The sequence below is a fragment of the Micromonospora sp. USAFONa4 genome, assembly GCF_057197825.1.
The window spans coordinates 2,688,785-2,707,922 of sequence record NZ_CM170072.1; the positions used below are offsets into that span (position 1 = coordinate 2,688,785).

13 protein-coding genes are annotated in these 19,138 nt (G+C 73.5%); 7 read left to right on the top strand and 6 right to left on the bottom strand.

Annotated elements, in window-relative coordinates; translation table 11 throughout:
* The first annotated feature begins 4 nt into the window (after nucleotides 1-4).
* From AC0OO9_RS11575 to AC0OO9_RS11590, 4 genes are all read left to right on the top strand, one after another.
* Nucleotides 5-898: a carbohydrate ABC transporter permease gene (locus tag AC0OO9_RS11575; RefSeq protein WP_484517230.1), complete on the top strand. Its 894-nt coding sequence runs from the start codon at nucleotides 5-7 to the stop codon at nucleotides 896-898.
* Nucleotides 895-1,911 (top strand): glycoside hydrolase family 43 protein, encoded by a 1,017-nt coding sequence (locus AC0OO9_RS11580; protein WP_484517231.1) that lies wholly within the window; start codon nucleotides 895-897, stop codon nucleotides 1,909-1,911. The genes AC0OO9_RS11575 and AC0OO9_RS11580 overlap by 4 nt, the downstream gene beginning before the upstream one ends.
* Before the next feature lie 372 nt (nucleotides 1,912-2,283).
* Entirely contained in the window at nucleotides 2,284-3,948 is a 1,665-nt protein-coding gene (locus AC0OO9_RS11585) for a glycoside hydrolase family 10-like protein (RefSeq protein WP_484517232.1), read from the top strand.
* A gap of 179 nt (nucleotides 3,949-4,127) precedes the next feature.
* A complete protein-coding gene (locus AC0OO9_RS11590) occupies nucleotides 4,128-4,664 on the top strand; it encodes a phospholipase (protein ID WP_132230815.1) in 537 nt (178 codons plus the stop codon).
* A gap of 80 nt (nucleotides 4,665-4,744) precedes the next feature.
* Here AC0OO9_RS11590 and AC0OO9_RS11595 read toward each other — a convergent pair whose 3' ends face one another.
* Together AC0OO9_RS11595 and AC0OO9_RS11600 are read right to left on the bottom strand one after the other, a co-directional pair.
* A complete protein-coding gene (locus AC0OO9_RS11595; protein WP_484517233.1) occupies nucleotides 4,745-7,597 on the bottom strand; it encodes an ATP-binding protein in 2,853 nt (950 codons plus the stop codon).
* Between the two features lie 99 nt (nucleotides 7,598-7,696).
* Complete coding sequence (locus AC0OO9_RS11600) at nucleotides 7,697-7,915, bottom strand: FmdB family zinc ribbon protein (RefSeq protein ID WP_132230813.1); 219 nt, start codon at nucleotides 7,913-7,915, stop codon at nucleotides 7,697-7,699.
* Between the two features lie 110 nt (nucleotides 7,916-8,025).
* On the opposite strand from AC0OO9_RS11600, the gene AC0OO9_RS11605 reads away from it, so the two are divergent.
* The 3 genes from AC0OO9_RS11605 to AC0OO9_RS11615 all read left to right on the top strand — a co-directional run bounded on the left by AC0OO9_RS11605 (nucleotide 8,026) and on the right by AC0OO9_RS11615 (nucleotide 13,972).
* The gene (locus tag AC0OO9_RS11605; protein WP_484517920.1) at nucleotides 8,026-9,507 is read left to right on the top strand and encodes a lytic transglycosylase domain-containing protein; all 1,482 of its coding nucleotides are present in this window, start codon (nucleotides 8,026-8,028) and stop codon (nucleotides 9,505-9,507) included.
* A 72-nt stretch (nucleotides 9,508-9,579) separates the two neighbouring features.
* Nucleotides 9,580-10,596 (top strand): GNAT family N-acetyltransferase, encoded by a 1,017-nt coding sequence (locus tag AC0OO9_RS11610; protein WP_484517921.1) that lies wholly within the window; start codon nucleotides 9,580-9,582, stop codon nucleotides 10,594-10,596.
* Between the two features lie 97 nt (nucleotides 10,597-10,693).
* Nucleotides 10,694-13,972 carry a lamin tail domain-containing protein gene (locus AC0OO9_RS11615; protein WP_484517234.1) on the top strand — a complete coding sequence of 1,093 codons (3,279 nt, stop codon included), beginning with the start codon at nucleotides 10,694-10,696 and terminating at the stop codon, nucleotides 13,970-13,972.
* Nucleotides 13,973-14,037: 65 nt separating this feature from the next.
* On the opposite strand, the gene AC0OO9_RS11620 is transcribed toward AC0OO9_RS11615, so the two are convergent.
* From AC0OO9_RS11620 to hemC, 4 genes are all read right to left on the bottom strand, one after another.
* Entirely contained in the window at nucleotides 14,038-14,622 is a 585-nt protein-coding gene (locus AC0OO9_RS11620) for a helix-turn-helix domain-containing protein (protein WP_484517235.1), read from the bottom strand.
* An 888-nt stretch (nucleotides 14,623-15,510) separates the two neighbouring features.
* Nucleotides 15,511-16,494: a porphobilinogen synthase gene (gene hemB / locus AC0OO9_RS11625; protein WP_484517236.1), complete on the bottom strand. Its 984-nt coding sequence runs from the start codon at nucleotides 16,492-16,494 to the stop codon at nucleotides 15,511-15,513.
* Between the two features lie 19 nt (nucleotides 16,495-16,513).
* Nucleotides 16,514-18,094 (bottom strand): bifunctional uroporphyrinogen-III C-methyltransferase/uroporphyrinogen-III synthase, encoded by a 1,581-nt coding sequence (locus tag AC0OO9_RS11630; protein WP_484517237.1) that lies wholly within the window; start codon nucleotides 18,092-18,094, stop codon nucleotides 16,514-16,516.
* Nucleotides 18,091-19,086 (bottom strand): hydroxymethylbilane synthase, encoded by a 996-nt coding sequence (gene hemC, locus AC0OO9_RS11635; RefSeq protein WP_357579596.1) that lies wholly within the window; start codon nucleotides 19,084-19,086, stop codon nucleotides 18,091-18,093. The genes AC0OO9_RS11630 and hemC overlap by 4 nt, the downstream gene beginning before the upstream one ends.
* Nucleotides 19,087-19,138 lie beyond the last annotated feature (52 nt).

The following is a 19,138-nucleotide window of genomic DNA, read 5'->3' on the forward strand; positions in this document are numbered from 1 at the left end:
CGCCATGACGACGCCCACGCGCACCATGCGCGCCCCCGCGCCGACCCGCGCCCCGGCGACCGGCCGCGCCCCGGGGAGCGCGCTGCGCCGGACCGCGCTCTACGCCACCCTGGTCGCGCTCGCCCTGGTCTTCCTGCTGCCGCTGGGGTGGATGGTCATCACCTCGCTGAAGACCTACACCGGGGCCCAGCAGATCCCGCCGACCTGGCTGCCGGATCCGATCTCCGGGTACGGCTACGAGCAGGTCCTGAACAACACCGCCAACCCCGTGCTGCGCTGGTTCGCCAACAGCATGCTGGCCGCCACCGCGCACGCGCTGCTGGTGCTGGCGACAGCCTCGATGGCCGCGTACGCCCTGGCCCGGATGCGGTTCCGCGGCCGCGGGGTGCTCTTCGCGCTGATCGTCGGGACGCTGTTCATCCCGCCGACCTCGCTGATCATCCCGAACTTCCTGATCGTCGACGAGCTGAACTGGATCGACACCCTGGCCGTGGTGATCGTCCCCGGGGCGGCGAGCGCGTTCGGGGTGTTCTTCCTGCGGCAGTTCTTCCTCTCCCTGCCCCGGGAGCTGGAGGAGGCCGCAGTGCTGGACGGGGCCAACCAGTGGCAGATCTTCTGGAAGGTGGTGCTGCCGCTGTCCAGGCCGGCGCTGGCCACGCTGGCGGTGCTGTCGTTCCTCACCAACTGGAACGACTTCCTCTGGCCGATCTTCGTGCTGTTCAGCCCGGAGACGCTCACCCTGCCGCCGGGCCTGGGCCTGCTCCAGGGCTCCTACGTCACCGACTACCCGGTGATCATGGCGGGGGCGGTGCTGGCCAGCGTGCCGGTGCTGATCCTCTTCGTGCTCGCCCAGCGGCACATCATCCAGGGCGTCTCCCGCAGCGGGCTGAAGGGATGACCGTCGGGACGACCCGGCGGCGCGGCGCGGCGGCGGTGCTCGCCGCCGCGCTGCTCGCCGCCGGTTGCGGTGGTGGAGAAGGACCTTCGAGCACGGGAGACGACGCGCGCATGTTCACCAACCCGGTCGTACGCACCGACGCGCCCGACCCGCAGGCGATCCGGGTGGGCGACACCTGGTACCTGTTCCACACGAACGCCGGTGGCCGCAACGTCCCGGTGCTCACCTCCCCGGACCTGGTCGACTGGACCCCGGCCGGGGACGCGCTGCCGGAACTGCCGGCGTGGGCGGACGCCGGGAAGACCTGGGCGCCCGAGGCGATCGAGCTGGCCCCGGACCGGTTCGCGCTCTACTACACGGTCGCCGGGCGCGAGTCCGGGCGGCAGTGCGTCGGGCGGGCCGTGGCGAGCGCGCCGCAGGGGCCGTACCGGGACGACTCGACCGGCCCGCTGATCTGCCAGGCGGAGCTGGGCGGGGCGATCGACGCCAGCCCGTTCCGGGACGCCGACGGCAGCCTCTGGCTGCTGTGGAAGAACGACGGCAACGCCATCGGGGTGGACACCTGGATCTGGTCGCAGCGCCTCTCCGACGACGGGCTGCGCCTGGTCGGCGAGCCGACGAAGCTGCTGAAGCAGACCGAGCCGTGGGAGGGCACCCTCATCGAGGGCCCGTTCCTGCACCGCCACGACGGCAGGCTGTTCCTGTTCTTCGCCGCGAACGCCTACGACCGGGCCGAGTACGCGGAGGGCTACGCGATCTGCGAGTCGCCCGCCGGGCCGTGCGTGAAGGCCCCGGAGAACCCGATCCTGAGGACCAACGAGGTCGCCTCCGGGCCGGGGCACGCCTCGATGGTGGTCGAGAACGGGCGCACCTGGCTGCTCTACCACGCCTGGCCACCCGGCCAGGAGGGCACCGTCGACCCGGGCCGCCACGTCTGGCTCGACGAGGTCGTCTGGACCGACGGCAAGCCCGTCGTGAAGGGCCCGACGGCGGGGCCGCAGCAGAAACCCTGACGGCCGCAGACACCGGCAGCGCGGCACCCGACAGGATCGGGTGCCGCGCTGTCCTCGTACACCAAGGCAAGCGTGACCGAACCGCGGCGGCCGACCCGGAGGGTTTTCGGGGAGCCCGGCCCCCGACCAGCCGGTAGCCGGTGGGGCCATCAAGGCCGCCACCCCACGTGTGCGCCCCGCCACGGCGCGTCCCGTGAGCCCGGCCACTAGGGGGAGCCGGCGTGGACGGACGGATCGATCGCGCCCAGACTCTTGCGCAGAGCCCGTGAGGTGTGAAAATTTCCTACCAGCGGCAGAATGTCAACGGCGAATCTTGCCGTCTGCGCCGCGATGAACCCCTGACACGGGAGCCCCAACGAAGGGACACACCGCATGAAGGCAACTCGGCTCGGAGCCGCCGGGCTGGCCGCCGCACTGCTCGGCGCGCTCGTCGCCGCCACCCCGGCGAGCGCGGCACCCGACGCGGCGACCACCGCCGCCTCCACCACCTCCTGCGTCACCGACCCGGCCACGCCGAAGCGGCAGTTCCGGGCCATGTGGATCTCCTCGGTCGTCAACATCGACTGGCCGAGCAAGGCGTCCCAGACGTCGCCGGACCGCGTCGCCGCGCAGCAGACCGAGTACCGCCAGCTGCTCGACCTCGCCGAGCGGCTCAACCACAACGCCGTGGTCGTCCAGATCCGGCCGACCGCCGACGCGTTCTGGCCCTCGCCCCACGAGCCCTGGTCGGAGTACCTGACCGGGGTCCGCGGCGAGAACCCGGGCTGGGACCCGCTGAAGTTCGTGGTCGAGGAGGCGCACAAGCGCAACCTGGAGTTCCACGCCTGGTTCAACCCGTACCGCGTCTCCATGCCCGCCCCGGGCGGCGCCGGCGCCGACATCAACCAGCTCGCGCCCAACCACCCGGTCCGCGAGCACCCCGAGTGGACCTTCGCCTACCCGCCGGCCGGGGTCGCCGGCAGCCGGCTCTACTACAACCCCGGCATCCCCGAGGTCCGCGAGTTCGTGCAGACCGCGATGATGGACGCGGTCAAGCGGTACGACGTCGACGGCGTGCACTTCGACGACTACTTCTACCCCTACCCGAGCGGCACCCACCAGGTGCCCGACGACGCCACCTTCGCGGCGCACAACCGGGGCTTCACCGACAAGGCCGACTGGCGGCGGGACAACATCAACCTGCTGGTCCAGGAGATGAACGCCAAGATCAAGGCCGAGAAGCCGTGGGTGAAGTTCGGCGTCAGCCCGTTCGGCATCTGGCGCAACCAGTCGGCCGACCCGCTGGGCTCGGACACCACCGGCAGCCAGTCGTACGACATCATCTCCGCCGACACCCGCAAGTGGGTCAAGGAGGAGTGGATCGACTACATCGTGCCGCAGCTCTACTGGTACATGGGCCAGTACCCGGCCGCCGACTACACCCGGCTGGTGCCGTGGTGGGCGGACGTGGTCAAGGGCACCCGGGTGCAGCTCTACATCGGGCAGGCCGACTACAAGAGCGGTGACCCGGCCTACGGCTCCTTCTGGATGAACCCGCAGGAGCTGTCCAACCACCTGACGCTGAACCGGCAGTACCCGGAGGTCCTGGGCAACGTCCACTTCTCGGCCGTGCAGGTGCGGGCCAACCGGCTCGGCGCGACCGACATCTACGCCGCCGAGCACTACTCCCGCCCGGCGCTGATCCCGACCATGACGCACCTGCCGAAGAAGCCGCTGCTCATGCCGGTGGTCACCAAGGCCGCGCGGCAGTCCGACGGGGTCCGCCTGAACTGGCTCCAGCCGGCTGACGGCGTGGGCCCGCTCGGCACCGCCACGTCGTACGCGGTCTACCGCTTCGACGGGACCGGCCTGGCCGGCCGGTGCGACTTCGCCGACGCGGCGCACCTCGTCGACACGGTCCGCGCCGACGCGGGCAGCCGTACGCAGTCCTGGGTGGACACCACCGCCGAGGCCGGCAAGCGGTACACCTACTACGTGACCGCGCTCGACCGACTGGCGAACGAGAGCCCGGCCAGCCCGCCGGCGTTCGTCCGCTGACGTGACACCGAATGCCCCGGGTGCCCCTGGCGCCCGGGGCATTCGTCTGTTTCGACGCCTGTCACCAAATGTCGGTGGGCACCGCATCCCCCGGAACCATTCATGATCGACACTGTTCGGCACTCCGGTGACCCGCCGGTAACCCCCGTCCCGCCCGCACATCCCCCGCGGAGGTACCCGTGCCCAGACGCCTCACCACCCTGCTCGCCTCGGCCGCGCTCACGATGCTCTTCGTCTTCGGGGTCTCCTCCCCCGCCGCCGCCGTCACGACCTCGCAGAAGCTGTCCGTCCTCTCCAGCTGGACGCAGACGAGCGCCTCCAGCTACAGCTCCTGGAACTCCGGCCGGCTCAACCAGGGCGCCTGGGCGGCGTACGGATTCAACTGGTCGACCGACTACTGCTCGTCGAGCCCGGACAACCCGCTCGGCTTCACGTTCAACCTCTCCTGCTACCGGCACGACTTCGGCTACCGCAACTACAAGGCGATGGGCCGGTTCTCGGCGAACAAGGCCCGCCTCGACGACGCCTTCTACGCCGACCTGAAGCGGGTCTGCGCCACGTACAACGCCGCCGTGCGGCCCGCCTGCACCAGCCTCGCCTGGACGTACTACCAGGCCGTCAAGGCCTTCGGCTCGCTCGCCGCCGTGCAGCAGGCCGACATCGACCGCGCCGCCCGGATGAAGGCCGACGCCGAGAGCCGCGCCGCCCTGCGCTGACCGCGCCCGTACGCCCAGGGGTTCGCGTCCCCGGCCAGCCCGATGACGCGGACCCCGACCGGCGGGCCCCAACCCGCCCGTCAGGCGTGGCCGGTGTGGTGACGGCGACGGTCCGGGGCGACGGACTGGCGGGGAGCCACGCGGGCGTGACCGGCGCCGAACCTCGCCGAGCCGACCGCCAGGTCCGGATGCTCGACGGCGAGGGCCAGCGCCGCCGCCTCCTCCAGCCCCAGCTCGGTCCCCTCGCCGTACGCGCCGTCGAAGGTCGCGTCGCCCAGCTCCCGGCGCAACTCCCCCTGCCGCTGCGCCCAGTACCCGCCGTAGATGCCCGGGGCGCAGCGCATGCTCGCCCGGGTCGCCCCCGCCGCGCCGAACAGGCGGGCCGCCGTGAGCCCGTCGCCGCCGGCCGCGCAGCGCACGGCCATCGCGTTCAGCGTGTCGCAGGCCCGACCGTGGAAGCCGTGACTCATCCGCGAGCGCAGCGCCACCTGGAGATGCTCGTGCGCGGCGACCAGGTCCCCGCGCGCCAGGGCTACCATCCCGAGCAGCATGTCGACCGAGCGCCGCCCCCGCTCCACCGGGCGGGCCGCCTCCACCGGGCGGGCCGCGCCCAGCAGCTCGGCCGCCTCGTCCAGGGCGCCCCGCCGCCAGAGCAGCTCGGCCAGGCTGAACACCCCGAAGAGCGCGTCGCCGAGCACCTCCTGGCCGGACGCCCAGTCGATCACCTCGCGGCAGATCCGCTCCGCCTCCGCGAACTGTCCCATGTCGACCAGCGGGGCCGCCCGCCCGGCGAGCACCCGGGCGAGCAGGCCGGCGTCGCCCGCCTGCCGGGCCGCCGCCTCCGCCCGCTGGGAGTAGCGCAGCTCCTCGGCAAACTCGCCGTCCGCGCCGGCGTGCAGCGAGTGCATGTGGTACGCCGCCGCCAGCTCGGCGTCCGGGATCCGCTCCCCCGTCTCGGCGATCCGCCCGTACAGCCGGAACAGCCAGAGCCGCCCCTCCCGGGCCAGGCCCCGCTCCCGCCACCACTGGTCGAGGCCCCCGGCCAGCCGCAGACCGGCCCGGGCACTGCCGCCGGTGGCGCACCAGCGCAGCGCGGCGCGCAGCTCGCCGGCGAGCGGGTCGAGGGCGTAGAGCGACAGGGTCACCGGCCGCCCGTCCGGGCCCAGGTGGGCGCGCTCCATCGCGTGCGTCGACCACGCCACGTGCCGGTTGCGGGCCGACCTCTCCTCCCCCGCCTCCGCCAGCCGCCGCGCCGCGTACGCCCGGATCGGGTCGAGCATCCGGTAGGTGCTGCCCGAGGCGTGCGGCTCCGCCAGCACCATCGACTTGTCGACAAGCACCGAGAGCGGATCGAGCGGGTCGTCGCCGAGCAGCCACTCCACCGTCGCCAGGTCGACCGGGCCGGCGAAGACCGCCAGCCAGCGCAGCAGCCGGGCGGCGCGCGGCCCCAGCGTGCGGTACGACCAGGTGACCGTGGCCTGCATCGTCAGGTGCCGCTCGGTGGCGGAACGCTGCACCGCCCGGACGGCCGGGCTGGGCGGCACCATCCCCACGGCCGCCGCCACCAGGTCCACCGTGTCCGGCCGGCCGCCCGCCCGGTCCGGCTCCACCGCCCGGTCCGGCTCCACCGGGGAGTCCGGGTCCGCCCGGCCCGCGTCGAGGGTGCCCAGCACGTCGTCGAGGCGCTCGGCGAGCTGCCCGACGGAGAGCACCCGCAGCCGGGCGGCGGCCAGCTCTATGGCGAGCGGCAGCCCGTCCAACCGCCGTACCACCCGCCGCAGGTCGGCCGACTCCCCCGGGTCCGGCGGCCGGCCGCCCCGGGCCGCCGCCGTCCGGTCCAGCAGCAGCGCGACCGCGTCGCTCTCCGCCCCGCCCACCGGCGGGTCGACCGACAGCGACGGGATCCGCCAGACCACCTCGCCCGGCAGGCCGAACGACTCCCGGCTGGTGGCGAGCACCCGGACGCCCACCCCGCCGGCCAGCAGCCGGGAGATCACGTCGGCCGAGGCGGCCGGCTGGGCGTCGCAGGTGTCCAGCAGGACGAGCATCCGGCGCGCGGCCGCGTACTCCACAAGCGTGTCGACCATCGGGCGGCCCGGCTCGGGACGCAGACCGAGCACGGCGGCGACCTCGAACGCCACCAGCCCCGGGTCGGTGACCGCGGCGATGTCGACGAACCAGACACCGTCCGGATGGGACTCCACCAGGTCGACGGCGAGCTCCACGGCCAACCGCGTCTTGCCCGCGCCCCCCGCGCCGAGGACGGTGACCAGCCGGTGCGCCTCCACCAGCCGCTTCAGCTCGGTCCGCTCGGCGTGCCGGCCGACGAACGAGGTGACCGGGGTCGGCAGGTTGTGCGCGGACGCGTCGGCGGTGCGGGGTCGCGGGAACTGCCGCTCCAGGCCGGGGGCGACCAGTTGGAAGAGCCGCTCCCGGTCGTCGAAGCCGCGCAGCCGGTGCAGGCCCAGGTCGTGCAGGGACACCTCGGGCGGCAGCGGCTGGGCGTGCCGCGCCGTCGACGCCGAGCAGAGCACCTGGCCACCGTGGGCGGCGGCGGCGATCCGGGCCGCGCGGTGCACCTCCGGGCTGACGTACTCGCCGTCGCGCGGCTCCGCCCAGCCGGTGTGCAGCCCCATCCGGACCCGGGGCATGGCCTCGGCGGTGGGCCACTCGTGGCTGGCCAGCGCCCGCTGCGCGGTCAGGCAGGCGGTCAACGCGGCGGTCGCGTCGGGAAAGGCGAGGAAGAACGAGTCCCCCTCGGTCAGCAGCTCCGCGCCCTCGGTCGCGGCGATCGTGCGGCGCAGCAGCCGGCGGTGCTCCCGCAGCACCGGGCGGTAGTCCGGGCCGAGCAGCTGGGCCAGCCGGGTGGAACCCTCGATGTCGGTGAAGACGAAGGTCACCAACCCGCTCGGAAGGTGGATCCGTGGCGACATGGTGGAACCTCCGCCCGTGACGTCGGACTCATGCTGCCTGATACCGGACGATCACGCATCGTGAGAACGGTCGGCCGGAGCCGACTGCGGGCCCGCAGGTCAGCAGCCGCAGCCACCGCCGCAACAACCCCCACCGGCCGGCGCCGGCGCGCCACCGGCCGCACCGCCGCCCCGGCCGGTGACCGCGACGGTGGAAAGGAGCTTGACGGTGTCGGCGTGCCCCTGCGGGCAGGACGCCGGCTCAGCGGCCTGCGACATCGGGCGGTTGACCTCGAAGGTGTCGCCGCAGGCGCGGCAACGGAACTCGTACCGGGGCATGGCACCAGGGTACGACCGGTCCTGACGTACGGGGGGACATGGGTGATACTCAACTTGTGGTGGACGGCGAGGACAGGACGACCCTTCGGCCCCTGCGGCCGGCGGCACCGATCGACGGGCCGCTCGCCGGTTCCGGCGCCGCGCCCGAACCCGCGACGCGGTTGCCGCGTCCGCGCCGCCCCTGGCTGAGATCCACCGTGGCCGGCGACACGAAGCCGGCCAAGGAAACCAGGCCGGCCACCGAGGCCACCGCCGACACGAAGCCGGCCACCGAGGCCAAGCCGGCGACCGAGGCCACCGCCGAGAAGGCGAAGCCGGCCGACGACGCGAAGCCGGCCACCGGCACCAGGCCGGTCACCGAGCCCACCGCCGGAGCGAAGTCGGCGGAAGAGGCGAAGTCGGGCGACGGGCCGGCCGACGACGCGAAGCCGGCCACGACCGGGAAGCCGGGCGACAGCGCCGGCACGGGCGCGAAGCCGGGCGACGGAACCGCCCCCGGCACGAAGGCCGGCGGCGCGGCCGGGGCCGCCACGACCGGGCCCGGGGCGAAGACCGGTGACGACGCCGGTGCGGCGTCGGCCACGGGCGACCTCGCGGAGACGAAGGTCGACGTGCCCGCCACGAAACCGGCCACCGGGCCCCGGCGCCGCCGGGTGCAGTTCGCGCACGCCGTACGCCGGCCGCCGCACCGCGTCGCGATGGGTGCCGCCCGCGCGACCCGGGACTGGTCGCGGCGGCCCAGCGGGCGGCTCACCCTGCCCGGGGTGTTCCTGCTCGCCCTGGTCGCGGCGACGGCTGCGGCGGGTGCGCTGCTGGTGCCCGCGACGGCCCGAGGGCCCCGCCCGGTCGCGGTCGACGCCACCTCCACCGCGCCGACCACCGTTCCGCAGGCGCCGCTGCCCGGCGGGACCCCGCTGCCCGGCGGCACGGTGCTGCCCGGTCAGACGCCACTGCCCGGCGGCACGGTGCTGCCCGGCGGGACGGTGCCGCCCGGTCCGCTCCCCGGCGGGATCACCGGCCGGCCGTCGGACGCGCTGGCCGGCTGGGCCGCCCAGATCGGGCCGAAGGTCGGCATCTCGCCGGTGGCCATGCAGGCGTACGGCTACGCCGAGGCGGTGCTCGCCCAGACCAACCGCAGCTGCGGGCTGAGCTGGACCACCCTGGCGGCCATCGGGTTCGTCGAGTCGGGGCACGGCCAGGCCAACAACGCGACGCTCCGCCAGGACGGCAAGGCGCTGCCCGAGATCATCGGTCTGCCGCTCGACGGGCAGGGCGGCCGGATGCGCATCCCCGACACGGACCGCGGCGTGATGGACAAGGACCCGGTCCTCGACCGGGCGGTCGGGCCCATGCAGTTCATCCCGACGACCTGGCAGGAGATCGGCGCCGACGCCGACAACGACGGCGTCAAGGACCCGCACGACCTGGACGACGCCGCCCTCGCCGCCGGCAACTACCTCTGCAAGGGCGGCCGGAACCTGACCATCCCCGCCGACTGGTGGAACGCGATCCTGTCCTACAACGACGTCCGCCGGTACGCCCAGGACGTCTACGACACCGCCAACCGGTACGGACAGGCGAGCCGCACGTGAAGTGATCGTCCGCATACATTGGAGAACTGGACACTTCCCCCGGGCAGCGGTTAGCGGCAAGCTAGACGGGTGATGGTGCGCGAGTGGGACCCCAGGACCGCGTCGTCCGCCGAGATCGCGTCGCTGTTGGACACGCTGAACGCGGTCCTGGCGGCCGATCTGCCGCAGGACCCGCCGTGGCGGGAGAGTTCCATGCGGGAATACCTCGCCGAGGTGATGCCCGGCGAGCGGCGGATCTCCTGGGTCGCCCAGGCGGAGCCGGCGACCGACGGCAGCCCCGGGGCGATCCTGGGCCACGTGCACGTGCTGCTGCTCGGTGACATCGGGGTGCTGGAGGTGCTGGTGCACCCGGCGGAGCGGCGCACGGGCCTCGGGCGGGACCTGGTCCTGACCGCCGCCAGGCGGGTCTACCAGGAGGGCTTCCAGTCGATCGGGGTCGAGGTGGTCGGCGACACGCCGGCCGTCGCCTTCTACGAGTCGCTCGGCTTCTCGAAGGAGTACGTCGAGACCCGCAGCGTGCTGGACCTGTCCGGGGTGGACTGGGCCGAGCTGTCCGAGATGGCCACCGGCATCGGCGCGGGCTACCACCTGGAGTTCCACCCCGGCGGCCCACCGGACGAGCTGATCGAGGCGTACGCGCGGGCCAAGGCGGAGGTACGCGACGTCGAGGACGGCGAACTGCGCCCCAGCTCCTACGACCCGCAGCGGCTGCGCGACAGTCTGGACTGCCTGCACCGGCGGGGCATGAAGCCCTACATCGTGCTCGCCCTGCACGAGCAGACCGGGGAGGTGGCGGGGCTGACCGAGGTGGTCGTGCCGGTCCAGCATCCGACCCGCGCCGACCAGTACGACACCATCGTCGTGCAGGACCACCGGGGCTACGGCATCGACCGGGCGATCAAGGCGCGGATGCTGATGGAGCTGCGCTCGGCGGAGGCGGAGCTGACCGAGGTGCAGACGTGGAACGCGCAGGCCAACGAGGCCATGCTCAAGGTCAACGCCGAGTTGGGCTACCGTCCGGACCGCGAGTGGTGCGAATACAGCATCGACGTGGCCGAGCTGGTGCACCGCCTCGACGCCGGACGCTGACCGGAGAGTTCACGAAACTGTCCGGTGGGGGATGGACGGCGGTCAGCACCGCCCCTTAACGTGCGTTAGTTCCCCGTCCACCCATCGTGGAGGCCCCATGCGCCCGCGCCGCACTCTTGCCGCGCTCGCGACCGCCACCGCCGCCGTGACCGTCGCGGCTGTCGGCGTCGCACCCACCGCGGCCAGCGCCGCGCCCACCGACCTCTTCATCTCCGAGTACGTCGAAGGCTCGTCGAACAACAAGGCGATCGAGCTGTTCAACGGCACCGGCGCCGCCGTCGACCTGGCCGCCGGCGGCTACCAGCTCCAGTTGCACTTCAACGGCTCCACCACGCCGACGAATCTGGCCCTCACCGGCACCGTCGCGGCCGGCGACGCCTTCGTCCTCGCCGCCGCCTCGGCCGCGCCGGGCATCCTGGACCGGGCCGACCAGACCACCAGTGCCAGCCTGTTCAACGGCGACGACGCGATCGTGCTGCGTCGGGGCGGCACCGTGCTCGACTCGATCGGCCAGGTCGGCGTCGACCCGGGCACCGAGTGGGGCGCCGGCGTCACCAGCACCGCCGACAACACGCTGCGCCGGTCGGCCGCCGTGACCTCGGGCGACACCGACCCCTCCGACGCGTTCGACCCGGCCGCGCAGTGGGCCGGCTTCCCCGTCGACACGTTCGACGGCCTCGGCGCGCACGCCGTCGACGGCGGCGGCCCGGTCGACGCGCCCGCCACGCTCACCTGCGGCCCGGCGCTGGTGACCTCGGCCGGCACGGCGGCCACCCGGGAGGTCACCGCCACCGACCCGGACGACCGGATCGTCGACCTGGCGGTCACCTCGGTCGTCCCGACCCCGGCCACCGGCTCCGTCAGCCGCTCGGCGGTCACCCCGGCCGACGCGGTCGGCGGCACCGCCCGCGCCACGGTCGGCACGAGCGCCGACCTGGCCGGCGGGGCGTACACCGTGGTGCTGACCGCCACCGACGCCGACGGTGACACCGCCACCTGCACGCTGGCCGTGCAGGTGACCCGGGAGCTGACCGTCGGCGAGGTGCAGGGCCCGACCACCGACGGCGAGTCCGGCCCCGCCGACCGGTCGCCGCTCGCACCGGCCTCCGGCAACGGCACCAGCAGCACGCTGTACGACGTACGCGGCGTGATCACCCAACGGACCCTCGCGCGCGACTCGTCGGGCCGCGACCAGCACGGGTTCTTCCTGCAGAGCCGGAAGGACGCCACTGACGGCGACCCGACCAGCTCGGACGGCATCTTCGTCTTCATGGGCTCGTTCACCTCGCTGATCGGCGGCTACGTGCCGACGGTCGGCGACGAGGTGGTGCTGCGCGCCCGGGTCTCCGAGTACTTCAACTTCACCCAGCTCTCCGGCGCGTCGCTGGTGCGCCGGATCGCCTCCGGCGTGGACGTGAACGCCGAGGTCCAGGTGACCGACGCCGTGCCGCCGGTCGAGGTAGCGGCGGCGCAGCGCTTCTTCGAGCGGCACGAGGGCGCCCGGCTGCGGGTACGCACCGGCAGCGGCGCGGTGAGCGGGCGCAACGTCTTCGCCTCCACCGCCGACGCCGAGATCTTCGTGATCGACCGGGACGACCCGCTGCTCGACCGCGCCGACCCGTACGCCCGCCGGGTGTTCCGGGACGCGCACCCGCTCGACAACGACCCGACCCGCCGCTTCGACGACGGCAACGGGCAGCGCGTCCTGCTCGGCAGCATGGGCGTGAAGGGCAGCACGGGCGACAGCGCCGCGCTGCTCCCGCCGGCGCGCACGTTCGACACGCTGACCGCCGACGCGGTCGGTGGGCTCTACTACTCGTTCGAGAAGTACGGCGTGCAGGTCGAGGCGGCGGCGTTCACGGGCGGGGCCGACCCGTCGGCGAACAACCCGCCGAAGCCGGCCAACCGGTCGGAGGAGGTCGCGGTCGCGACCTACAACGTCGAGAACCTGTACGACTACCGTGACGACCCGTTCGACGGCTGCGACTTCGCCGGCAACGCCGGCTGCACCGGGGTGCGCCCGCCGTTCGACTACGTGCCGGGCAGCGAGCAGGAGTACCGCGAGCAGCTCGTCGCGCTGGCCGACCAGATCACCACCGACCTGCACTCCCCGGACCTGATCCTGGTGCAGGAGGCCGAGGACCAGGACATCTGCTCGGTCTCCGGCGGCGCGCTGGTCTGCGGCAGCACGGACAACGCCGACGGCGCACCGGACAGCCTCCAGGACCTGGCGCTGGCCATCACGGCCGCCGGTGGCCCCGCCTACCAGGCCGCGTACGACCGCACCGGCGCGGACGCCCGGGGCATCACCGCGGCGTTCCTGTTCCGCACCGACCGGGTGTCTCTGGCGACGCCCACCGCCGGCGACCCGCTGCTGGGCTCGGCGCCGACAGTCGAGTACCGGGGGGCGGCGCTGCCGGGCAATGCTGACGTGCAGAACCCGAAGGCGCTCAACGCGGTGCTTCCGGACGACGTGGACACGTCCACCGGCAAGGACGGAAACAACGTCTTCACCCGCGCACCGCAGCTCGGCAAGTTCACGGTGGCCGCCGCGCCCGGCTCCGCCGAGCGTTACACGCTCTGGGCCGCCAGCAACCACTACTCGTCCGGGCCGGACAGCCGGGTCGGGCAGCGCCGGGAGCAGGCCGCGTACGGGGCCGCGATCGTCACCGCGATCGAGGCGTCGGACCCGCACGCGCGGGTGGTCTACGGCGGGGACCTGAACGTCTTCCCCCGTCCCGACGATCCCATCGCGACGGCGGCGGATCCCACCCCGTCGGACCAGCTCGGGCCGCTGTACGAGGCGGGCATGCGCAACCTGTGGGACGACCTGCTCGCCGACGCGCCGTCGTCCGCCTACTCGTACAGCTTCGAGGGGCAGGCGCAGACGCTGGACCACCTGTTCGTGAACGGCGCGCTGCACCGGGACCTGGTGGAGATGCGGGCCGCGCACGTCAACGCCGACTGGCCGGCCGACCACGCGGCCGACGGCAGTCGGGGTTCCAGCGACCACGACCCGCAGGTGGCCCGCTTCCGCTCCCGGGCGTCGCTGAGCGTCGGCGACGCCTCGGTGGTCGAGGGCGACCGGGGCACCCGGCCGCTGACCTACACGGTCACCGTGTCGCGCCCGCTGTCCCAGCCGGTGCTGCTCTGTGCCGCCACCTACGGCACCACGGCCCAGGCCGGCGCCGACTACGACCCGTACGTCGGCTGCAAGGTTCTGGCCGCCGGGCAGACGTCGCTGGCCTTCCCGGTGACCGTACGCGGTGACCGGAAGCGGGAGGCCGACGAGAAGGTGAACCTGGTCGTGGCCGGGGTGCCCGGCCTGCGGCTGGCTGATCCTCTCGCCGTGGGCACCATCACCGACGACGACTGATGTCACACCGGAGCCCACCCCGACGGCCCGCCGCCCAGGAACGTCCTGGCCGGCGGGCCGTCCGCTCACCACGGGAAGCCCGGGCCGGGCAGCCGCGACGGCGGGGGCACGCGCGGCGGCGGAGGCACGCGCGGTGGCGGAGGCACGCGTGGCGGCGGGGGCACGCTGCGGTACTTCGCCACCCGCACCTCCCACTGGCTGCGCCGCCGCATGGCGTCGCGCACCCGGCGGTCGCGGTAGAACGTCTCCGGCGGGCGGGCCAGCCCGTAGATGTCCGCCCACCACTCGCCCGGCTCGGGGTCGAGAATGGTGTCCAGGTGCGAGGGGTAGCGACGCCCCGCCCCGTCGCGGGTGTCCTGCCAGTCCCGCATCGGCTTCAGCACCCGCCCGAACTCGTCGACGACGGCCAGCCGGAACCCGGCAACCCCGATGATGCGGCGTAGGAGCAGGATGCTCGGCACCATCCGGCCCGCCTCGATCCGCCCGACGGTGGAATGGTTCACCCCGGCCCACCGGGCCAGCTCCCGCTGGCTGAGGCTGGCATGCCGCCGGACCGCCCGGACGATGCCCGCAGCCGGCCACGGGGTGTCGAAGGGCTCGGTCAGCAGCACGGACGGCTCGCGCGATCCCGCCCCCTGATCGGTACCCACCGCCTGGTCACCGCCCAACGACCCGACACCGCCCGACGGTCCTGCGGGTCCCGACGGCCCGGCGGCACCGGACAACTGGTCGGAGCCAGCCGGTCGGTCGGGCTCCCGGTCAATTTCCGGTTCGGCGGGAAGCTCGGTCATCCCGTCACGCTCCCGGCTGCGATGCCTCTCCCGCAATCCCGCCCGCTCCGCCTGTGGATAACTCAGCCGCCTGTGGAAAACCGACGACCGGTCCTTCCCCACACCCCCGGGCGCACCCAGCTAGACAGTAACTCGCTGTAACAGGAGCGGTCCTTCCGCACCTGCCTACGCTCAGTGATGGCAAATCCGGCCCTGAACGACCCTCGATCACCGCCGACGACGGCCACAACGCCATGACCAGCGAGTTACGTGTGGGCCCTCCTCAGGAGCGACGAACCTCTGCCCGCCCTTTGCTCTGCATCCTCATATGCAACAGGCACTCCGGGTTACTGGCGCATATATGGATGCAGAGCAAAGCGTCCGAAGGGCAGTGAGATCCGGGGCGCGGTCGAGTACTCAGCGTTACCGTCAGGAATGCTGGCATGCGGAGCGGGCGGCTACTCGAAGCCGGCAACTAGCACCAACGCCTGCGTATGCCTGCAAGGGGCGACAACGCCGCGCACCAGCACATCGCACTGGACGGCGAGTGGGCAGGTGAGTCCGGCGAGTGTCCCGAGACGGGCAGCGGAGGAATGAGTTGGCTCGATCGGACTCCGCCTGCCCTGAACGGGTCGGAGACCGAAGGGGTCGAACCGGATCAGGGCACGCCAGACCAGGCCGCGCCGGGCAGGACCAGGGCGCGCCGGGTCGCGCCGCACAGGGCCAAGCCGCGCCGCGCTGGGGTGGATCGCGCCGGGGCGGGTTGGGTCAGTAGCGCTGGCGGAGAAGGCCGGCGGCCTCGACCGCCCAGTAGGTGAGGATGATCTGCGCGCCGGCCCGACGGATCGAGGTGAGCGTCTCCAGCATCACGCGCTCCCGGTCGATCCAGCCGTTGGCGGCGGCCGCCTCGACCATCGCGTACTCGCCGGAGACCTGGTAGGCGGCGACCGGGACGTCCACCGCCGCGCGGACCGCCGACACCACGTCGAGATAGGGCAGGGCCGGCTTGACCATCACCATGTCGGCGCCCTCGGCGACGTCCAGCTCCACCTCGCGCAGCGACTCCCGCAGGTTGGCGGGGTCCTGCTGGTAGGTGCGGCGGTCGCCCTCCAGGGCCGACTCCACCGCGTCCCGGAACGGGCCGTAGAAGGCCGAGGCGTACTTCACGGCGTACGCCAGCACGGCGACGTCCTGGTGGCCCGCGGCGTCGAGCGCCCGGCGTACCACGGCGATCTGGCCGTCCATCATGCCGGACGGCCCGACCACACCGACCCCGGCGGCGGCCTGGGCGACCGCCATCTCGGCGTACGCCTCCAGCGTGGCGTCGTTGTCGACGCCACCGTCGGGGGTGAGCACGCCGCAGTGCCCGTGCGAGGTGAACTCGTCCAGGCAGAGGTCGCTCATCACCACCGTTGCGTCGCCCACCTCGGCGACGACGTCGCGGATCGCGACGTTGAGGATGCCGTTCGGATCGGTCCCGCCGGAGCCGGTGGCGTCCCGCCGCTCCGGCACGCCGAAGAGCATGATCCCGCCGACGCCCGCCTGGACCGCCTCGGCCGCGGCCTTGCGGAGCGAGTCCCGGGAGTGCTGGAGCACTCCCGGGAGCGACGCGATCGCCCGCGGTTCCGTCAACCCCTCCCTGACGAACATCGGCACGACCAGCTCGGCCGGGTCGACGCGGGTCTCGGAGACCAGCCGCCGGATGGCCGCGTTGCGGCGCAGCCGGCGGGGCCGGATCTCGGGGTACGGCATCACGGACCTCCTGCTACGACTACCGGAACCTCAGGGCGGTCGGCCCCTGCACCTTCGAGCCACGGCGCTGCTTCGCCGGCATGGCGGCGAGCTTCTCGCGCAGCTCGACGGCGTAGGCGGCGAGCGCCTCCACCAGATCGGGGACCGAGGCGTGCGGCGGCTGGACGTCGACCCGCAGGCCGAACTCCGTCGCGGTCTCCGCCGTCTTGGGCCCGATCACTGCAACGACGGTACGGGCGTGCGGCTTCCCCGCGATACCCACCAGATTGCGCACCGTCGAGCTGGACGTGAAGAGCACCGCGTCGAAGCCACCCGACTTGATCGCGTCCCGGATCTCGGCGGGCGGCGGGGCGGCCCGGACCGTCCGGTAGGCGGTCACGTCGTCGACCTCCCAGCCGCGCTCGGTGAGGCCGGCGGCGAGGGTCTCGGTGGCGATGTCGGCGCGCGGCAGCAGCACCCGACCGACCGGGTCGAGGATCTCGTCGTGCGGCGAGAACTCGGCCAGCAGGCCCTCGGAGGACTGCTCCCCCGACGGAATCAGCTCGGGCTGGATGCCGAACGCGCGGACGGCGTCGGCGGTCGCCTCACCGATACAGGCGATCTTGACGCCGCCGAAGTGCCGGGCGTCGAGGCCGTGCTCGGCGAACTTCTCCCAGACCGCGCGGACCGCGTTGACGGAGGTGAAGATCACCCAGGCGTACCGGCCGTCGACCAGGCCCTTGACCGCCCGCTCCATCTGGGCCGGGGTACGCGGCGGCTCGACCGCGATCGTCGGCACCTCGCAGGGGATGGCCCCGTACGCGCGCAGCCGGGCGCTCATCACGCCGGCCTGCTCCTTGGTGCGGGGCACGAGGACCTTCCAGCCGTACAGCGGCCGGTTCTCCCACCAGCTCAGCTTGTCCCGCTGGCCCACGCCCTCGCCGACGGTCAGGACCACCCGGCCGGTGAAGCCGAGCGCCGCTGCGACGAACGAGTCCACGGTCGACGTGGTGGTGTACTGCGTCTCGCCGGTGCCGTCGCCGGTCACCCCGACGCCGGTGGTGCCGTCCACCCCGGCCGCGAGCAGCCCGTCGCGGATCGCGGCGAGGTCACCGGCGTCCACGGCCAGGGCCAGCGAGCCCCGGCCGACGGCTGCGGCCAGCGCGTCGAAGTCCAGCGTGCTGACGTCCTCGACGTCGGCCGCCGTCCGTACGCCCGGCAGCGGCACGCCCGCGTAGGTCGCCACCCCCTCGGCCTGGCCGACCCCGGGAACCACCTCGAAGTGCGCGGCGGTCCGCGCGACCGCCTGCACCTCCTTGACGACCGACTCGTGGCCGAACGGGTCGCCGGCGACCAGGTGCACCGCGTTCAGCCCGGAACGGGCCGCCGAGATCAGCACCTTCGCCACGTCACCCGGCGCGCCCTCCGCCGGGGTGAACTGGGCGTCTTCCCTGGCCTGGGCGCGGACGGCGTCGAGCAGCGACTCGGGGACTCCCCGGTCGTACACCACCTGGTCGGCGTCGACCAGAGCGTCGTGCGCCCGGCGGGTCAGCAGGCCCGGGTCGCCGGGACCGGCCCCGACGAAGGCGATGCGGCCTACGGGCTTACGGGTGCGGGTCATTCTGTGCTCCCAAATTGCTGGGTCCCCGGGCCGGCGTGTCCATCGTGGCCGAGGATCGAGTCGGCGCCGAGGTCGAGGAGTTCGGCGGCGAGTGCCTTGCCGATCTCCGCCGCGTCGGCGAGCGTTCCGGTGCGGGACAGCCGGAGGTCTCTCGTGCCGTCCGGACTGATCACCGCCCCGCGCAGATAGATCTCCTGGACGAAGTCACCCTCGACGCCCGAGCCGGTTGGCTCGCCTTCGGCGACGACGGCGTAGGCGGCGACCGGGGCGGAGCATCCGGCCTCCAGGGTGGCCAGCAGCGCCCGTTCCGCGGTGACCGCGGCGTGGGACGGTGCGTGGTCGAGCACGGCGAGCAGCTCGACCAGGTCCGTGTCGTCGGCCCGGCACTCCACCGCCAGCGCGCCCTGGGCGGGCGCGGGCAGCATCAGCATCGGGTCGAGCGTCTCGGTGATCACGTCGGTACGCCCGAGCCGGGCCAACCCGGCCCGGGCCAGGACGACCGCGTCGAGGTCGGCCTCCGGGCCGAGCACCCGCGCGAGGCGGCTGTCGACGTTGCCACGGATCGGGGTGACCTCCAGCTGCATCCCGAGGGCGTGCAGCTGGGCGATGCGGCGCAGCGCTCCGGTGCCCACGGTCGCGCCGGAGGGCAGCTCGGCGAGCGTCCGGCCGTCCCGGGCGACAAGCGCGTCCCGCGGGTCCTGCCGCATCGGCACCGCCGCGATGTGCAGCCCGGCCGCCGCCGCGGTGGGCAGGTCCTTGTAGGAGTGCACCGCGAAGTCGATGGTGCCGGCGGTCAGGGCGTCCCGCAGGGCGGAGACGAAGACGCCGACGCCGAGCCGGTGCACCGGCGCGGACGAGCGGTCGCCGGCGGTGACCACCTCGACCAGCTCGACGGGCCGGCCGGTGGCGGCGGTCAGGGCCTCCGCGACGTGGCCGGACTGGGCCATCGCCAGTTTGCTGCCCCGGGTACCGAGGCGCAGGGGCGTGCTCATCGCTCACCTCCGAGGGGCGGGACGTCGGCGGAACCCGTCGACGGCAGTTTGT